The sequence below is a fragment of the Olsenella sp. CU969 genome (assembly GCF_905219715.1).
GTDB classification, from domain to species: Bacteria; Actinomycetota; Coriobacteriia; order Coriobacteriales; family Atopobiaceae; genus Granulimonas; species Granulimonas faecalis.
This window is the reverse complement of the sequence record NZ_CAJMXC010000012.1, coordinates 20,165-36,812: the sequence shown is the minus strand read 5'-3', so window position 1 is coordinate 36,812 and position 16,648 is coordinate 20,165. Positions and strand designations below refer to the sequence as shown.

Below are 16,648 nucleotides of genomic sequence, written 5' to 3'. Positions count from 1 at the left end.
GCCGTGACGGTGCCGGTGAGGCCCGCCACCTCGGCTCCCTGGCCGAGGTGGCGGGCCTCACCGGCACCGTCACGGCCGTCCGGCCCCGCTGCGGCCTCGGCGGCCGCCCGCACCACTGGGAGGTGGACGTCCGATGAGCGCCCCGTGCCCCGTGGCCGCGTCGGTCACCGTCGACATCTCCGGCCTCGAGCGAAGGTTCGGCCCCGACGCACTGCTGCGGGCCCAGGGCCTCTTCGCCGATCGGGTGGGCTTCGACTCGAACTACTACGTNAAGATGGACAGCGGCGACACCCACGACTCCATGGTGCCCGCCTCCGANTTCGNGAAGGGCCTGGTGGTCTGGGACACCGAGTATGCGGGCTACGCCTACAGGGACCCCCACGTGAGGACCGAGGAGAACCCGAACGCCAAGCCGAAATGGTTCGAGGTGGCCAAGGAAGCGCGCAAGGAGAGCTGGAGGGTCTACGCCCTCGCGGCCCTCGTGGGAAGGGGGTAGCCATGGGGACGAAGCCGTGGCCCGTCCAGATCGTCGAGCAGGCGGCCGACGCCGTGGGGGCCGCCACGGGCCTCCCGTGCCTCCTGCGGCCGCTGGCGACCGACCAGGAGGGCGTCTGCCTCCGGGGGCTCGCCGCCGCACCCGCCGACGTCTACATGGACGGCGAGGAGCGGGTCGTCTGGACGGTGCAGGCGTGGTGCCGCCGCAGGCGCGAGGACGAGGCCATCGACCTGGCCTGCCTCGCGTCCATGGCCCTCCAACGGGCCATGGCCCACGCCCACGGCGCCAACTGGTTCGTGGACAGCGCCTACCAGAGCACCGCCCCCACCCTCACCGAGACCCCCGGCGAGCTCTTCACCTACACCACGGCCGTGAGCTGCAGCCTCACGGTCCAACCGACCTTCTAGGAGGAACAATGGACCTCGGATTCCCTCTGAACTACACCAACCTCTACCTCATCGACGTGACCCCNGACGGCCCCGAGCGCACNTGGGCCCGCCTGNCCGCCGGCATCACCACCGTCGAGGTCAACGACTCCGACGAGACCGTCNACAGCTCCTACTACGACGGCGAGGGCGTGAGCTCCACCGACGTCACCGGCTCCACCATGNGCTACTCCATCTCCNGCGAGCGCCGCGTGGGCAACCGAGCCCAGGACTTCATCGCGTCCCTGCGCGGCTCCGCCGGCANCGCCCGCAACACCCACCTGCGCCACATCGGGCCGGACGGCNCCTACCTCGAGGGCGTGGTGACCCTGACCGACATCAAGGCCGGCGGCGGCGACGCCAACGCCAAGGGCACCTTCGAGTGCACCGCCACCTTCAAGGGCCGCCCCACCTACACCCCCGGCGACAAGGACCAGGTGCCCGAAACCGTCACCTGCACCGCCGCCACGGTCGAGGTGGGCAAGACCGCNCTGCTGGAGCCAACCGTCACCCCCGCCGACGCGTCGGGGGCCTGCGCCTACGCCGTGGACGACCCCGAGGTCGCCACGGTGGACGACGACGGCACCGTCCACGGCGTCAAGGCCGGCAAGTGCCGCGTGTCGGTCAAGGCCATGGCCGCCCCCACCGTGGCCTGCATCGCCGAGGTGACGGTGACCGAGGCCGCGGGCGACTGAGCGGCGCGCGACTCCGGGCACACCATGGGGCCGTCCCGACAAGGGGCGGCCCCTTCTTCGTGGCCGCCGAGACCGGAAGGAACGCCCATGGCATCCGTCATCGAGCTCCGCCCCGCGNTGGAGACCATCGCCTTCTCCGACGACCCCGACGCCAAGACCTACACCGTCGACATCACCGACCAGGGGGTGCTGGCGCTCCGGGGGCGCGTGGAGGAGGTGCGCGCGGCCCTCGACGCGGCGGGAGACGACGACCGGGAGGCCGCGGCCGAGGCCGTCCACGAGTTCATCGCGGCCGTGGCCGGCGAGCAGTGCTACAGGGACGCCCTGGCCTACGTGGCCGGCGGCAANCCCAAGAAGGGCGCCACCTACGTCATCGCGCTGATGCCCCTCGTGGAGGCCCTGGGCGCCATGGTCATGGGGCGCGTCGCCGCCGTGAAGAGGACCCACATGGAGGACCACCTCGGCCGCGTCGAGTCGACCGGGGACGCGATCTAGGTGGGGCNCCCCTGGCACGTCCACACCGTCTGCGGCCGGGCNGTGCGCGTCCACGACGACCTCGGCACAGCCCTGGCCGTGAGGGACATGCTGGGCGACGNCGTGCTGGACGGCCNGGAGAAGGGGGCGCTGGCCATCCGGATGCTCGCCGTGGACCCCGNNGCNTTCGNGGAGGCCTTCCGCNGCCGGCTCCAGGAGGCCCTGGACGAGGTCCTGGGATCCGTCTTCGGCATCCGGGAGGGACCCGCCCCAAGGGGCNGACCCTTCGACTGGGACCACNACCGGGCCCGCATCGTGGCCACGGCCCGGGGCGCCTACGGGTTGTCGTGGGAGGGGCNGCTGGACCTGCCCTACACCGAGGCCTGCACCCTCATGGCGCTCTCCCCCGAGGACAGCCCCCTGGGGCAGGCCATCCACTACCGCCTCGCCGAGCGGCCGAGGCCCACCAGGCACAACCGCGAGCAGCTCGAGGCCTTCGACCGGCTCCGCCGGTTCTACGCCCTGCCCGAGGGCGGAGCCTCCGACAGCGTCGAGGCCAAGAACGCGGCGGCCACCGCCGCGTTCGCGCGCCTCGCAGGAAGGGGATGAGATGGCGGACGACGGGCGCGTGACCATCAAGGCCATCCTCGACTCCTCGGGCATCTCCCGGGGCGTAAAGGACATCGACAGGGCGCTGGGGTCCATCAAGACCTCGGGCCTGGACGGCGTGGGCCGCGCCGCCGAGAGGAGCGGCGAGAGCCTGGAGGGCGTGGGGAGGTCCGCCGAGAGCGGCATGGGCGAGGCCGCCGACGCCGCCGAGGCCGCCGCCTCCACCATCTCCGGCTCCACCCAGGACGCCGCCGAGACGGCGTCCGCGGCCGTCTCCGGCATCGGCGACGCGGGCGCGTCCCTCGGGGGGCTGGCCGACGCCATCGCCGACCCCGTCGAGGAGGGGGCCGGCAAGGCCGAGGGGTCGGTGGGCCGGCTCAAGGGATTCTTCGGCGACTTCGTGGAGGAGACCAAGGCGTCCTTCGAGGGGCTCCTCCCGGTCATCACCGGCGGCAACCTCGCCGCCATGGTGGTCGACACCGCCAAGCAGGCCGTCCAGGCAGTCATCGACATCGGCAAGCGGAGCTTCGAGGCCTACGCCTCCTACGAGCAGCTGGTGGGCGGCGTCGAGACGCTCTTCGGCACCGGCGGCCGCTCCCTCGAGGAGTACGCGGCCCAGTCCGGCAGGACCGTGNATCAGGCCAAGGGCGACTACGACCGGCTCATGGGCGCCCAGGCCGAGGTGATGAGGAACGCCGAGCAGGCCTACAGGACCGCCGGCATGAGCCAGAACGCCTACATGGAGACGGTGACTTCCTTCTCGGCCTCCCTCATCAAGGGCCTGGGCGGCGACACNGTGGCNGCCGCCAGGTNCGCCGACATGGCCATCGTGGNCATGAGCGACANNGCGAACAAGATGGGCNCCTCGATGCNGTCCATCCAGGACGCCTATCAAGGATTTGCTAAACAAAATTATACGATGCTCGACAACCTGAAGCTCGGATACGGCGGCACCCAGAGCGAGATGGCCAAGCTTATCAACGACTCCGGGGTCCTCGGCGACGCCATGACGGTCACNGCCGAGACGGTCAACGACGTCTCCTTCGACAAGATCGTGGAGGCCATCCACGTCATCCAGGAGCGCATGGACATCGCCGGCACCACGTCCAAGGAGGCGGCCACCACCATCGAGGGGTCCATGGGCATGGTGGGCGCCGCGTGGGAGAACCTCCTCATCGGCTTCGGCGACCCCGAGGCGGACATGGGCGCCCTCATGGACGCCCTGCTGGNCTCCGTGGTGACGGCCGCGTCCAACGTCGTCCCGGCGGTGGGCCGCGTGGCCGCCTCCATCGTCACGGCCATCCCCCAGGCCTTCGNCTCNGTCGGCACCAAGGTCTGGGACGGCATCGTGGGCTCCATCGACGCCGCGACCGGAGGGGCCGCGAGCCGCGTCATCGCCGCCGTCGGCGGGGCGCTGCAGGAGGCCGTGGGCCCCGTCGCGGACTTCTTCTCCCCCNTCGTCGACCCCGTATCCGAGCTGGCCAATGCCCTCGTCGTGGGCATCCAGAGCACGTTCGGGGTGACCGGCGACATCCTCGGGGAGGCGCTGCCGCCCATCGAGGCCGTCGGGGAGGCGTTCGAGAGGGTCTTCGGCCACCTGGTGGACGTCCTCGGCCCCGTGGGGTCCCTCGTCGGCTGCGCCCTCCAGGACATGCGCGACGCCGTCCTCGAGTGGCTGCCCGAGTGGGACGACGTCATGGACGTGTTCTTCGACCTGCGGGACGCCGTCGAGCTGGCCGTGCAGGGGGTGGGCTCCGCCCTCGGGGCCCTGTGGGAGACCGTGGGGCCCATGCTGGAGGGATTCCTCGACACCGTGGGCAGCTCCGTGTGGGCGCTCTGGGAGGGCGCCCAGCCGGTGGTCGGGGCCTTCCTCGAGGCCATGGCGGCCCTCGGCGAGGCGCTGGCCCCGGTGGGCCAGGCCCTCATGGACGGCCTCGGCGCGGCGTTCACGGCCGTCGGCGACGCCATCGGCGTCTTCTGGGAGATGGCGTCGCCCATCCTCGAGGCCATGCTCGGCTTCTTCTGGGAGCTGGCCGGCGAGCAGGTGGAGGCGGCCGTGGCCTTCATCACCGAGACCGTGTTCCCCACACTCCAGGGCGTCTTCGAGTGGATCAGGGACAACGCCGGCCCCATCGTCGAGGGGCTGTTCGGGGCCGTNCAGGCGTTCATCGAGTGGCTGCAGCCGGCCCTCGACGCCGTGAACGCGTTCCTCACCGGGGTGGTGCTCCCCATCGCCCAGGGGGTCTGCACGGGCATCGCCGAGGGGTGGCGGGCCCTGTCCGCCACCATCGGCCCCATCCTCGACGGCATCAGGGGCGTCGTCGAGGGTGTCTGGAATACCATCTCCGGCATCGTCAACGTCNTGGNGGGCNGCATCAAGGGCCTGGTCACCGGCGACTTCTCCCAGATGCANGAGGGCGTCTCCGGCGTCATGGACGGCATCTCCGGCGTCGTCGAGGGCGTCTGGAACACCGTCAAGGGGGTCTTCGAGGGGACGCTGGGGGCCATCGGGTCCGTCGTGGACAGTACCTTCGGCGCCATCGGCGACGTCATCGGCGGGGCCATGGACGGGGCCGAGTCCGTCGTCTCCGGGGCCGTCGACGCCATCCTGGGCTTCTTCGACTTCGACTGGCACCTCCCCGAACTCAAGCTCCCCCACATCGTCGTGGGCGAGTACATCGACGTGCCGGTACTCGGCCGCATCCCCAACCCCACGACACTGCGCGTCGACTGGTACGCCACGGGCGGCGTCTTCGACACCGCCAGCGTCATCGGCGTGGGCGAGGCGGGCNCCGAGGCCGTCGTGCCCCTCNGGGGCCACCGCATGCGGCCCTTCGCCGAGGCCGTGGCCGGAGAGATGGGGGCAGGGGCCGGCGACGTGACCGTGACCGTCAANCTGACCGTGGAGCGGAAGGAGGGCACCGAGGGCGACGTGGCGCGCCTCGCCGACATGGTGGACCGAGAGGTCCGCCGCAAGCTAGACCGCCGCATGAGGATGGGGGCATACGCATGATCTTCGACGGCAAGGACCTGGGGCGCTGGCTCCGGGTCAACCCTACCCGGGCCATGACGCCCAAGGTGAGGGTGNNGACGGAGGAGGTNCCGGGGCGCGACGGGTCCGTGTTCCGCGCCGGAACCCTCGAGCCCCTCGACATCCGGGTGGCCGTGCGCCTGGCCATCGACGCCACGGACCACCGCCAGGTGGCCCGCGTCCGCCGCNTCGTGTCCGCCGCCCTCGTCACCGACGGGCCCCGGGAGCTGGTGCTGCCCGACGAGCCGGAGCTGGCCTACATGGCCATGCTCACCGACTCGGGCGACCTGGACAACCTGTGGTGGACCGGCGGCTGCGAGATCGGCTTCACCGCCTTCGACCCGGTGGCCTACGGGGCTCGGCGCAGCCGTCGGCTGGCCGTGGGGGCGAGCTCCTTCGGCGTGTCGGGCACGTGGCTCACGGGGCCCGTCTTCGAGGCCGTGGGGGCCGGCGCCTCCGTGCAGGTGAGCGACGTCGCCACCGGGGCGTACGTCCGCACCGCCGCGCCCGTCCCCGCCGGCTCCAAGGTCGTCGTCGACTGCGGGGCGCGCCGCACCACCGTGGGCGGCGCCCCCGTGGCCGTGACCCTCGGGAGCGACTACTTCGAGCTCGACCCGCCCACGGCGAGGGTGTCGGTGGCCGGGTGCCAGTCCCCCGAGGTGTCGTGGCGCGAGAGGTGGGTGTGATGGGTCCGACTGTCTACGTGTACGACCGCTGGGGCGCCCAGACGGGCGTCCTGGCGGGCCTGCTGTCCCTCGTGCGCGTCGCCGAGGTCAACGGCGAGGACGCCCTCAAGGTCACATCCATGACGTCGCTGGCCAAGGGCCAGCGCCTGGTGCTCGCNGACGGCCGGGGCGTGTGGCACGAGTACGTCGTCTCCGAGACCGAGGAGGAGCGCAGCGGCGGGGCCGTGGCCTGCACCGCCTACTGCGAGGGNTTCCTCCGGGAGCTCACCGGCGACTACATCGTGGACAGGCGCCCGTCCGGCTCCGCCGCCGTGTGCCTCGCGTCCCTGCTCGACGGCCTGCGCATCCGCCCGGGCACCGTCACCGCCGCGGGCACGGCCCAGATGAGCTGGTACCACGTCTCGGCCAGGGAGGCCCTGAGCGAGCTGGTAGCGGCCCTCGGCTGCGAGATGCGGGGGCGCGTCACCGTGGCCGGCGACAAGGTCACGGGCCGCCACGTCGACCTCGTGGACCGTGTCGGGGCCGCCTCGGCCCGCCGCTTCGAGTACGGCAGCGACCTCACGTCGGTGCGCCGCTCGGTGGACGGCTCCGACGTGGTCACCGCCCTCTACGGCTACGGCAAGGGCATCCCCCTCCACGACGAGGGGGGCGACGCCACCGGCGGATACTCCCGCAAGATCACCTTCGGGGACATCAACGGGGGCAGGGACTACCTGGAGGACGACGCGGCCAAGCGCACCTGGGGGCTCCCCGGCCCCGACGGGACCACCGTCCACGTCTTCGGCAAGGTGGAGTTCGACGACTGCGAGGACCCAGCGGAGCTCAAGCGGCTCACCCGGGAGGCCCTGGACAGGATGAGCCAACCGGCCGTGACCTACGAGGCCGACGTGCTGCAGCTGGCCCGGGGCGGCCTCGACGCCGACGGCATATCCGAGGGCGACACCGTGGCCCTCGTCGACACCTGCTTCGACCCGCCGCTGCGCCTCTCGGGCCGCNTCCTGCGCATCGAGGAGGACCTGCTGGACGCCNCGTCCACCCGGCTCACCCTGGGCAACGTGGCCCCCGCCCTCGACCCGTGGCTCGCCGCCCAGGCGTCGTCCAGCAAGGCGCTGCGCGACCACGCGGCGTCCTGGGACTCGGCCACCCAGGTGGACACGGCATACCTCGACGCCGTGGTGGACCGGCTCAACGAGCAGTTCAAGGCCGGGGGGAGCTACAAATTCGAGAGCTTCGAGCTGGGCACCATATACAGCTCGGTGCCCCTGGACAAGGACGGCAGGCCCACCAGAACCCCCGCCATGGCCATGCAGCTCACCGGGGCCGGGTTCCGCATCGCCAACAGGACCAAGAGCGACGGCGCCTTTGACTGGCGCACCTTCGGCACCGGCGCCGGATTCACCGCCGACGAGCTCACCGTGGGCACNATCACCGGAGGAGCAAACAGCTGGAACCTCAACACCNGAGACCTCCTGTTCAGGAGGGGGTCCATCGCCGACACCCTCGGGAGGAGCGTGTGGGNCCTCACCAAGGGGTCCTTCACGACCAAGTACCTCGAAGCCGCGAGCGCCAAGATCACGAGCTCGACCATCGCCGACTGCACGGCGACGAACCTCAAGGTGGAGTCGGGCGACATCTCGAGCCTGCGGGCCGGACGGGTGGGCGCCAACGACTACCTGTACATGAGGACCGGCGTCACCGTGGGAGGGAACCCGGGAGCGTCGTTCGTCAACCCCTACGGCAACTACCTCGACATCGAGGCGCTGAAGGCCACCGACGACACGACCGGCGCGACGACCGGCATCGGGCTCGCCACGTTCGACGAGCCGTTCATGGCGGCGTCGACCCACTACGACCAACTGTGGCTCTTCCCCCCGTCCGGCATCAAGAACACCTACCTGAGACGGGCCAACGAGCAGCTTTTCCTGAAGGCGGGCGGTGACGTCTACCTGCAAAAAAGCNCGACCCGCGGCATCTTCATGGGGTCGAACCAGGTCATGATCAAGTTCGACAACACCCACTACGTCCTGATCAACTCCTCGGGCATCCAGTGCCGGTGCGGATCTAAGGGGTTCGGCTGGTACAACGGGTCGTTCACCGAGAGCCTCACGTGGAAGGAGTAGACCATGAGCGACACCCCCACGAATATCGAATGGGGCGCAGAGCCCACTCAGGCCGCGCCCACCAATGCCCAGCAGATCGCCGACCTCACCCAGGTGGTAACANGCCTGGCCCAGGTGGCCCAGGACCTGGCGGCATCCACCCACGACCTGGCCGAGATCGCCCGCGCCACACTGGAAGACAGGAGATAGGTCATGGCCACGCACCACCTGAACCTGGACATCAACAAGAGGGCAACCGCCCTGCCCGACGAGGTCGTCGTGCGCGTCGGCGACGTGGGGTCCCAGACCGTCGTGGCCGAGCTGACCGACGACGGGACGCCCTACGCGGTCCCCACCGGATCCACGGTGCGCCTGGACGTCATCCGGGCCGACGGGTGCCTCGTGAGGCAGACCGGCAGCTCCGCCGGATNATCGGTCACCGTNACGCTCCNCGACGCCGCCGTGGCCGTAGCCGGGCTCGCCCGCATCGCCTACATCTCCATCCTGCAGGGCGAGGACGTCGTGGAGTCCACCGACGCCTTCTCCCTGCGCGTGGAGGAGGGCACGGGCACCCGGGCCCTGGCCGCCGCCAAGGACTACGACGACGCCCTCGAGGCGCTCTACTCCCGGTGGAAGGAGCTGGAGGAGCAGGCCGCCGAGGCCGAGGGGGCCCGAGCGGCCGCCGAGGAGGCCAGGGCGTCGGCCGAGGTCGCCCGCGTCTCCGCCGAGTCCGGGCGCGTCCAGGCGGAGGCCGGGCGCGTGTCCTCCGAGGAGGGCCGCGCCGCCGCCGAGGCCGAGAGGGCCGCCTCGGAGCTGCGGCGGGTAGCCGCCGAGCTGGACCGTGCCCAAACCGAGGCCGCCAGGGCCGCCGCCGAGCTCGAGCGCGTCACCGCTGAGGCGCAGCGGGTGACCGGGTGGGCCACCATCACCGCCCAGTGGTCCGAGATCATCAGCTCCATCGGCTCCTCGACCTTCGCGAAGCTCGAGGAGGGCGAGTACGACCCCGCCACCGGCCGTCCGACCCTCGAGGCCGGGGCTCCCAACGTCATCTACCTCGCCCCCGAGACGGGCCCCGACGCCTCCAACGGCTTCTGCGAGTGGGTCTACGTCGACGACTCATGGGAGGAGCTCGGCCCCGCGGCCCCGACGCCGGTCCCCATCCCTGTGGACGCCATCGCGGCCCTCGTCGACGAGGGTACCCAGATGCTCGGCACGAGGTACCTGGACGCCAACGGCCTCAACTACCTCTTCGGCCGCCAGGCCGAGATCTACGCCGCCACCGTCCACACCCACGCCGCCGGCGACATCGTGAGCGGGACGCTCCCCGTGGACCGCGGCGGCACCGGGGCGGCCACGGCCGAGGCCGCGAGGACGTCTCTTGGAGCCGCCTCCAGCGACGAGGTGGCCACGTTGCGGGATTCCGTATCCCGTTGCTCTCTCTGGTCTCCTATCCGCAGCCAGACCACGCCCAGGTGGTGGTTCACCACCGAGTCTGCGGCGCCCTATCCCAACGACGTCGTCTTGACGATCTGCGGCGACGACACGGGCAGCTCGNCCAACGCCGTGGGGCGCGTCCTCGCGTGCGCCCCCGGCGTGGCCCTCCAGCGCAGGCTGGAGCTGTCATCGGGCCGGTGCATCTTCACCATGCGCTCCGGCANCGTCTCGGTGCAGCTCAAGGCGGGGGCCTCCGCGTGGAGCATCCCGGAATCCTACGGGTCGGTGGCCCTCGGGACGCTGCCCGATGGGTGGAGGCCGACGGTGCCCACCTTCATCCCCGCTACGAGCCAGGCCAACCCTGGGTGCGTCGCCTACCTCTCGGTGGCCACCACGGGGGCGGTGGTGCTCCAGAACCACGGCGGCTCCGCCATCACCACCGACGTGTACGCCCAAGGCTGCTACATCGCCGAGGTCATGTCCTAGGGGAGCATGAGGGACTCCCACGACCNCCCNGGGAACCGCCTGACGACCCCGAGCTTTAGGGGGTCGGTGTAGAGGTGGAGCTGGATCTCGGTGCCGTCGTCGAGGGTCGTGCGCCACTCGACGCGGGCCGCCGCGACGTTGTGCCAGACGCTCGCGGAGGCGACCCCCGACGAGACCGCCACGCGTTGGGATACGGAATCACCTCCCTATCACAGCCATCGCCCACGTCCTCTGGGNGTCCTTGANCACCTGCGAGTCGGGGCGCAGGTAGTACCTCGCCGTCGTCGAGATGTCGGTGTGGCCGAGGGCCCTGGAGACCACCGCCACGTCGACGCCGGCCGCCAGGGCCGTGGTGGCCCACGTGTGGCGGAGGTCCTTCGGGGGCACCCACGGGAGCCCCTGCCGCCTGCAGTGCGCCTTGTACCTCCTCGCCACGGNGTTGGGGTCCATCCCGCCGACGAGGCGCCCCTCGCCCTTGAGCTCGCGGAGCCTGGCGACGGCGAACCGGGGGAGCCACACCTCGCGGGCGGAGAGCTCGGTCTTGGGCTCCTCGACCACGACGCGCCCCGCCACCACCTGCACGACACGGCGCACACGCACCCGGCCGTCCCTCAGGTCGACGTCGCGCCACTCGAGGCCGCACCCCTCCTCGCGCCGCAGGCCGAGGCAGACCGAGCAGATGAGCCACGCCTCCAGCTCGTGGCCCCAGAAGCCCCGGAGCAGCCGGTTCACGCCGGCTGCGTCCAGCACNGGGNCCTTGAGGGCGAGCCTCCTCGGCGGCCGCTCCACCCGCACCGTGGGGTCGGCGTCGAGGTAGCCCCACCTCACGGCCTTGCGGAGCATCGCCCGGAGCACCGCGTAGGCGCCGTCGGCGGCCCCCCTCGTGGGGATGGAGGCCAGCCAGCGCTCTATGGCCTCGACGCCTACCTCCGAGAGCTCCGCCGGGGCGAACGCCGGGGCGATGTGACGCTCCCACNTGCGCCGGTACCCGTCGATGGTGCAGGCGCGGAGCCTCGCCTCCTGGTGGGGCATCCATACATCAGCGTAGAAAGTTCCGACCAGCATATGTCCTCCAAAATCCCGTGACCCCCGGGCCCGTCGCCCGGGACGGCCGTAACGGGATTTTCTCGGAGGCGACACCGCCGGGACCATCGGTGGGGACCCGGGCACAGGGCCCGGACGACCGGAAGGAGTCGCATATGGCGACAGTGCTCGAGAGGGTCGACCCGTCGGCGGTCCTCGTGGCCCTGGCACTCATGGGCCTGGACATCGTCCTGGGCATCGCGGGGGCCGTGAAGGAGAAGGACGTCCAGTCCAGCAAGATGCGCGAGGGGCTGTGGCACAAGTGCGGCTCCATCGGCCTCATCGTCCTCGCCTTCGCACTCGAGTACGCCGTGGACCGCGTCGACCTCGGGGTGGTCTTCCCCGGCGTCGTCATCGTCTGCGCGTACATCTGCCTCATGGAGGTGGGGAGCTTCCTTGNGAACNTGGTGGTCCTGAACCCCCAGCTGGCGGACAACCCGATCATGCGGGTCTTCTCGTCCAAGGAGGAGCGGGGCGGGGGCCCTGCGGCGACAATGGGAGGTAGCAATGCCTAAGATCAGCACCAACGCCGGCCACACCCACAGGGCGCCGGGGGCGTCCNGCCACATCGACGAGGTCACCGAGGACCGCCTGGTCCGCGCGGCGGTCGAGAGGTACCTCCGCGCCGCGGGATGGGAGGTGCACGACTCCACCACCGAGGAGGCCACCAGCGACGCCGACCTGGCCATGATNNGCCGCAAGGCAAACGCGAGCGGTGCCGACTATTTCATGAGCATCCACTTCAACAGCTCCGACGGCACGGGCACCGGCGTGGAGGTCTACTACTCCCCCAACTCCAAGTCCACCTGGGGCAAGACCATGGCCACCAAGATCAGCGCTGCCCTGTCCTCGCTCATGGGCATCNGCAACCGTGGTGCCAAGGCCAAGGCCTTCTACGTCATCCGCAACACCACCATGCCTGCCATCCGCATCGAGACCTGCTTCGTGGACAACGCCGCCGACGCGGCCGCATACCGCCGCGTGGGCCCCGACGCCATCGGAAAGTGCATCGCCGAGTGCATCGCCGGCAAGACCGTCACGGCCGCGCCTGCCGNCCCGGCCCCGGCCAAGCCGACCACGTCCGACAAGAAGGCCATGAACGTCGACGGCGACTGGGGCACCACCACCACGACGTGGCTCCAGGAGGCGTTCGGCACCGCCGTCGACGGCGAAATCTGGCACCAGTGGGCGCCCAACAAGCAGCCCGCCTTCGTCGCCGGCTGGAAGTACGACAACAGCGGCGACGGCTCCCCCCTCGTCAAGGCCATGCAGCGCTGGCTCGGCGTGGACGACGACGGCATCTGGGGCAAGAAGACCACCAAGGCCCTCCAGGCCAAGATGGGCACCGCGGTCGACGGCGAACTCTGGCGCCACTCACCGTGCGTCAAGGAGATGCAGCGCAGGCTGAACGCGGGAACGCTCGTCTAGCGATCCTTGTTTATACCCGGCACAAACAAGCCCCCGGCCCCAGCGATGGGGTCGGGGCGTTTTTCGTGCGCCGCCTCAAAGCGGTGACCCTTGCCTGAGGTGCCTCAGCCGTCGTACCGAGACGCCCGTTTGGTTTTCAACACCGTAAAGCTGTTTATGCCTGACCGGAGACCTTGGCACAAGATGGCACAGACCACCCGGAAATGCATACAAGAAAAGAAAGCTCCCGGCACCGAGACGGGTGCCGGGAGCTGCGTGTTCTCATGGTGCCCGAGGTGAGACTCGAACTCACACGGGGTTGCCCCCAGGGGTTTTTGAGACCCCCGTGTCTGCCATTCCACCACTCGGGCGGGCCCAGCCATTCTNGCAGAGACGCCGCAGGCCCACGGCCTCGCCCCTACCGGCTGGCCCGGCCGTTGAGGTAGGGGTTGTCCCGGAGCTCGTCGGCCATGGTCGTGGCCTCGCCGTGGCCGGGGAGCAGCACGGTCTCGGGCGGGATGAGGCCCTTGAGGCGCTCCAGGGTCTCCCCCATCACCTCGGGGTCGCCGCCCACGAGGTCGGTGCGGCCCACGGTGCCCTTGAAGACGGTGTCGCCGGTGAACGCGATGCCGTCGCCCAGGAGGATGACGCCGCCCTCGGTGTGGCCCGGGGTCTCGATGACGGCCATGGTCACGCTGCCCACGGTCACGGTGTCGCCCTCGCGGAGCAGGCGAGAGGGCTCTGGGGCATCGTCGTCGTAGGGGATGCCCNGGCGCCCCACGCCGCTGGCGTGCATGGCGCGCNCGGCGTCGCCCGCGCCGATGGCGAAGGGCACGTCGCCGCCCAGGGCCTCGACGAGCGCGGCCACGCCGCCCACGTGGTCGCCTTNGCCATGNGTTGNCACCACGAGGTCCACGGCGACGTCGGACAGCTGCCCGGCGATCCCGGCGCCGCAGAAGCCCGGGTCCACCACCATGGCATGGCCGTCGCTCACCAGCGCGTAACAGTTGGTCTCGATGGGGCCCACGGTGAAGGCGCGGATCTCCACATGGGAGTCCTCGGGGTCCTCTATCTCTCGCTCGTCAATGGGTTCGGCGATGTCNGNNCCTCNTCTTCATCTGGTTGGCACCCTCGCCGGGCATGATGCGCCGCGCGTCGTAGACGCTGGGCACCCGGCTGACGGCTGCCAGGAGGGGGTCGAGCAGGCTCGCGTCGGAGATGAGCACGAGGAAGCNCAGGCGCGCGAGGCCCGACGNNGTCACCTGGGTGGCCGCCGAGAGGATGTTTCCCCCGGCGTCGGCCAGGGCAATCGTCACGTCCTTGAGAAGGCCGATCCTGTCCGTGGCCTCCACGACGATCTCCACCTGGAACTGCGTGGCCCCGCTGGTGTCCCAAGCGACGTCGATCATGCGCTCGGGGTGCGCCATGAGGCCCTTGACGTTGGGGCAGCTCGTGCGGTGCACGGAGACACCGCGGCCGCGGGTGATGAAGCCCACGATGTCATCGCCGGCCACGGGGTTGCAGCAGTGGGCCAGGTGCACGAGGAGGTCGGGNTCGTTNTTCANCACGACGCCGCAGTTGGAACGCTTGCGCTCCTGCNGGCGGCGCGCCNGGTNGGCGCCGTGGGNNGGCAGCATGGGGCGGTCCTCGGAGAAGACCCGCTTGAACTCCTCGGCTTCCTCGGCAGCCTTCTTGGCGGCGGCGAGCTGGGCCGGCGAGCCCTCCTCGAGCACGTTCTCCACCTTGTTGGCCACCGACTTGGGCGAGAGCTTGTTGGACCCGATGGCGGCGAAGAGGTCGTCGGGCGTCGTGAACTTGAGCGTCTCGCACACCTTTGCGATGGCGCGCACGGAACGCCTCGTGGAGATGCCGTAGCCCTTCTTGCGCAGCTCGACGGCCAGCATGGAGCGGNCCGACTCGGCGTCGGTGCCCTTGTTCACCGAGGTGAAGTACTTGCGGATCTTTGCCCTCGCCGAGGGGGTGCGCACGATGTTGACCCAGTCGGCCGACGGCTTGGAGTTGTTGTTGGTGAGGATCTCAACGCGGTCGCCGGTCTGCAGGTGGTAGGTGAGCGGCACCACGGCGCCGTTGACGCGGGCGCCCACGCAGTGGTTGCCCACCTCGGTGTGCACGGCATAGNCGAAGTCCAGGGGCGTGGAGTCGCGCCTGAGGCTCATGACCTCGCCCTTGGGGGTGAAGATGAAGATCTCGTCGTCGAAGAGGTCCACCCGGAGGTCCTGGAGGTAGCGGCTCGGGTCGTCGATCTCTCCCTCCACGGCCCAGTCGAGGCTGCGGCGGATGTGGGAGATGGTGAGGTCGATGGACCGGTCGCTGGAGCTCATGGCGCCGCTGGAGTTGCCCGAGCTCTTGTAGAGCCAGTGGGCCGCGATGCCGTACTCGGCCTGCTCGTGCATCTCCTTGGTGCGGATCTGGATCTCGATGGGCCGGGCGTCGGGGCCGATGACCGTGGTGTGGAGCGAGCGGTACAGGTTGGGCTTGGGCGTGGCGATGTAGTCCTTGAAGCGCCCGGGCAGAGGGTGCCAAAGCGAATGGACCGAGCCCAGGACCGANTAACAGTCCCCCACGGTCTCGGTGATCACCCGGANGGCGATGAGGTCGTAGATGTCCGAGAAGTCCTTGTTCTTGCGCTGCATCTTCTGGTAGATGGACCAGAGGTGCTTGGCGCNGCCCGTGATCTGGTAGCCGGAGAGGCCCGCGCCCTTGAGCTCGTCGTCCAGCACCTTGATGGCCNNGTCGGTGGCCACGAGGCGCTGCTCGCGCGACTCCTGGACCATGCGGGCGATGCGCTGGTACTCCTCGGGCTCGAGGNAGAAGAAGGAGAGGTCCTCGAGCTCCCACTTGACGGAGCTGATGCCCAGGCGGTCGGCCAGGGGCGCGTAGACGTCCATGGTCTCGCGGGCCTTGAACTGGCGGCGGTCGGGCTTGAGGGCGGCGAGGGTCCGCATGTTGTGGAGGCGGTCGGCCAGCTTGATAATGACCACGCGGATGTCCTTGGACATGGCGAGGAACATCTTGCGCAGGTTGAGGGCCTGCTTCTCGTCGGTGGAGCCCACATCGATGTTGGTGAGCTTGGTCACGCCGTCCACGAGGTCGGCCACGGTCTGGCCGAACAGGTCCTGCAGCTGGTCCTTGGTGGCCGGCGTGTCCTCCACGGTGTCGTGAAGGAGGGCCGCGCACACGACGTCGTCGTCCATGCGCAGGTCGTGGGCCAGGATCAGGGNCNCCTCGACTGGGTGGTTGATGTAGGGCTCGCCGCTCCGGCGCTTCTGCTCGGAGTGGAAGTCGGCCGCGAAGAGGTAGGCCTCCTCGACCTTGGCCATCTGGGCCGGCGTCATGTACAGCTCGCACGTCTTTCTCAGCTGGCCGTAGTTGTCTNCGCCCACTCTCGGGGTGGCGTGGACGCCCTGGACCTACGTGCTATCCATGACCTGCCCCTCTCCTANTTTTTTACGGTTGGGTTCAACTATCGCACAGAACCCCGAAGGTGGGGGCGATGGGGCGATCGATGTGCTCGGCCAGGGCCTCGGCCGGGGCGTGCAGGACCCACTCGGAGAACGTGCGGAACCCCTCCCGGCTCCGCTGACCCTCGCGGTAGCGCACCGACGAGGTGAGCTCCATGTGGCCCGGGTTCTGGGCCANGNAGANGCGCCGGCCGTCCCCGAAGCCCTCCTGGGAGCAGAAGCCGAGCTCGCTGAAGACGCC

Annotated in this window: 11 protein-coding genes and 1 tRNA gene; 8 read left to right on the top strand and 4 right to left on the bottom strand. The window is 70.2% G+C overall.

Annotated features, from left to right (window positions below; translation table 11 throughout):
• The first annotated feature begins 133 nt into the window (after positions 1–133).
• From JX283_RS08400 to JX283_RS02585, 6 genes are all read left to right on the top strand, one after another.
• Positions 134–496: a minor capsid protein gene (locus JX283_RS08400; RefSeq protein WP_239652436.1), complete on the top strand. Its 363-nt coding sequence runs from the start codon at positions 134–136 to the stop codon at positions 494–496.
• Positions 497–498: 2 nt separating this feature from the next.
• Entirely contained in the window at positions 499–903 is a 405-nt protein-coding gene (locus JX283_RS02610; RefSeq protein ID WP_204829210.1) for a hypothetical protein, read from the top strand.
• Between the two features lie 8 nt (positions 904–911).
• Positions 912–1,616, top strand: coding sequence for a phage tail tube protein (locus tag JX283_RS02605; protein ID WP_204829209.1), 705 nt, complete (start codon positions 912–914; stop codon positions 1,614–1,616).
• Positions 1,617–5,708: 4,092 nt separating this feature from the next.
• Positions 5,709–6,416 carry a distal tail protein Dit gene (locus JX283_RS02595; RefSeq protein ID WP_204829207.1) on the top strand — a complete coding sequence of 236 codons (708 nt, stop codon included), beginning with the start codon at positions 5,709–5,711 and terminating at the stop codon, positions 6,414–6,416.
• Positions 6,416–8,536: a phage tail spike protein gene (locus tag JX283_RS02590; RefSeq protein ID WP_204829206.1), complete on the top strand. Its 2,121-nt coding sequence runs from the start codon at positions 6,416–6,418 to the stop codon at positions 8,534–8,536. Before JX283_RS02595 ends, JX283_RS02590 begins: the two co-directional genes overlap by 1 nt.
• A 192-nt stretch (positions 8,537–8,728) precedes the next feature.
• A complete protein-coding gene (locus JX283_RS02585; protein ID WP_204829205.1) occupies positions 8,729–10,435 on the top strand; it encodes a BppU family phage baseplate upper protein in 1,707 nt (568 codons plus the stop codon).
• A gap of 198 nt (positions 10,436–10,633) precedes the next feature.
• On the opposite strand, the gene xerC is transcribed toward JX283_RS02585, so the two are convergent.
• On the bottom strand, positions 10,634–11,500 hold the full coding sequence (gene xerC, locus JX283_RS02580) for a tyrosine recombinase XerC (protein ID WP_204829204.1): 867 nt from the start codon (positions 11,498–11,500) through the stop codon (positions 10,634–10,636).
• Between the two features lie 134 nt (positions 11,501–11,634).
• Here xerC and JX283_RS02575 point away from each other — a divergent pair, with 134 nt between their 5' ends.
• Complete coding sequence (locus JX283_RS02575) at positions 11,635–12,033, top strand: phage holin family protein (protein WP_204829203.1); 399 nt, start codon at positions 11,635–11,637, stop codon at positions 12,031–12,033.
• Positions 12,026–12,946 carry an N-acetylmuramoyl-L-alanine amidase gene (locus JX283_RS02570; protein ID WP_204829202.1) on the top strand — a complete coding sequence of 307 codons (921 nt, stop codon included), beginning with the start codon at positions 12,026–12,028 and terminating at the stop codon, positions 12,944–12,946. Before JX283_RS02575 ends, JX283_RS02570 begins: the two co-directional genes overlap by 8 nt.
• Positions 12,947–13,210: 264 nt before the next feature.
• On the opposite strand, the gene JX283_RS02565 is transcribed toward JX283_RS02570, so the two are convergent.
• From JX283_RS02565 to JX283_RS02560, 3 genes are all read right to left on the bottom strand, one after another.
• Positions 13,211–13,296 (bottom strand) — tRNA-Leu (locus JX283_RS02565).
• Positions 13,297–13,343: 47 nt separating this feature from the next.
• Positions 13,344–13,973 carry an MBL fold metallo-hydrolase gene (locus JX283_RS08395; RefSeq protein ID WP_239652435.1) on the bottom strand — a complete coding sequence of 210 codons (630 nt, stop codon included), beginning with the start codon at positions 13,971–13,973 and terminating at the stop codon, positions 13,344–13,346.
• 34 nt (positions 13,974–14,007) lie between these two features.
• Entirely contained in the window at positions 14,008–16,329 is a 2,322-nt protein-coding gene (locus JX283_RS02560) for a bifunctional (p)ppGpp synthetase/guanosine-3',5'-bis(diphosphate) 3'-pyrophosphohydrolase (RefSeq protein ID WP_370583398.1), read from the bottom strand.
• Positions 16,330–16,648 lie beyond the last annotated feature (319 nt).

Bases quoted from the DNA above. Each gene is read 5' to 3' on its own strand.
- JX283_RS02610 (WP_204829210.1), top strand. From the start codon at position 499: ATGGGGACGAAGCCGTGGCCCGTCCAGATCGTCGAGCAGGCGGCCGAC.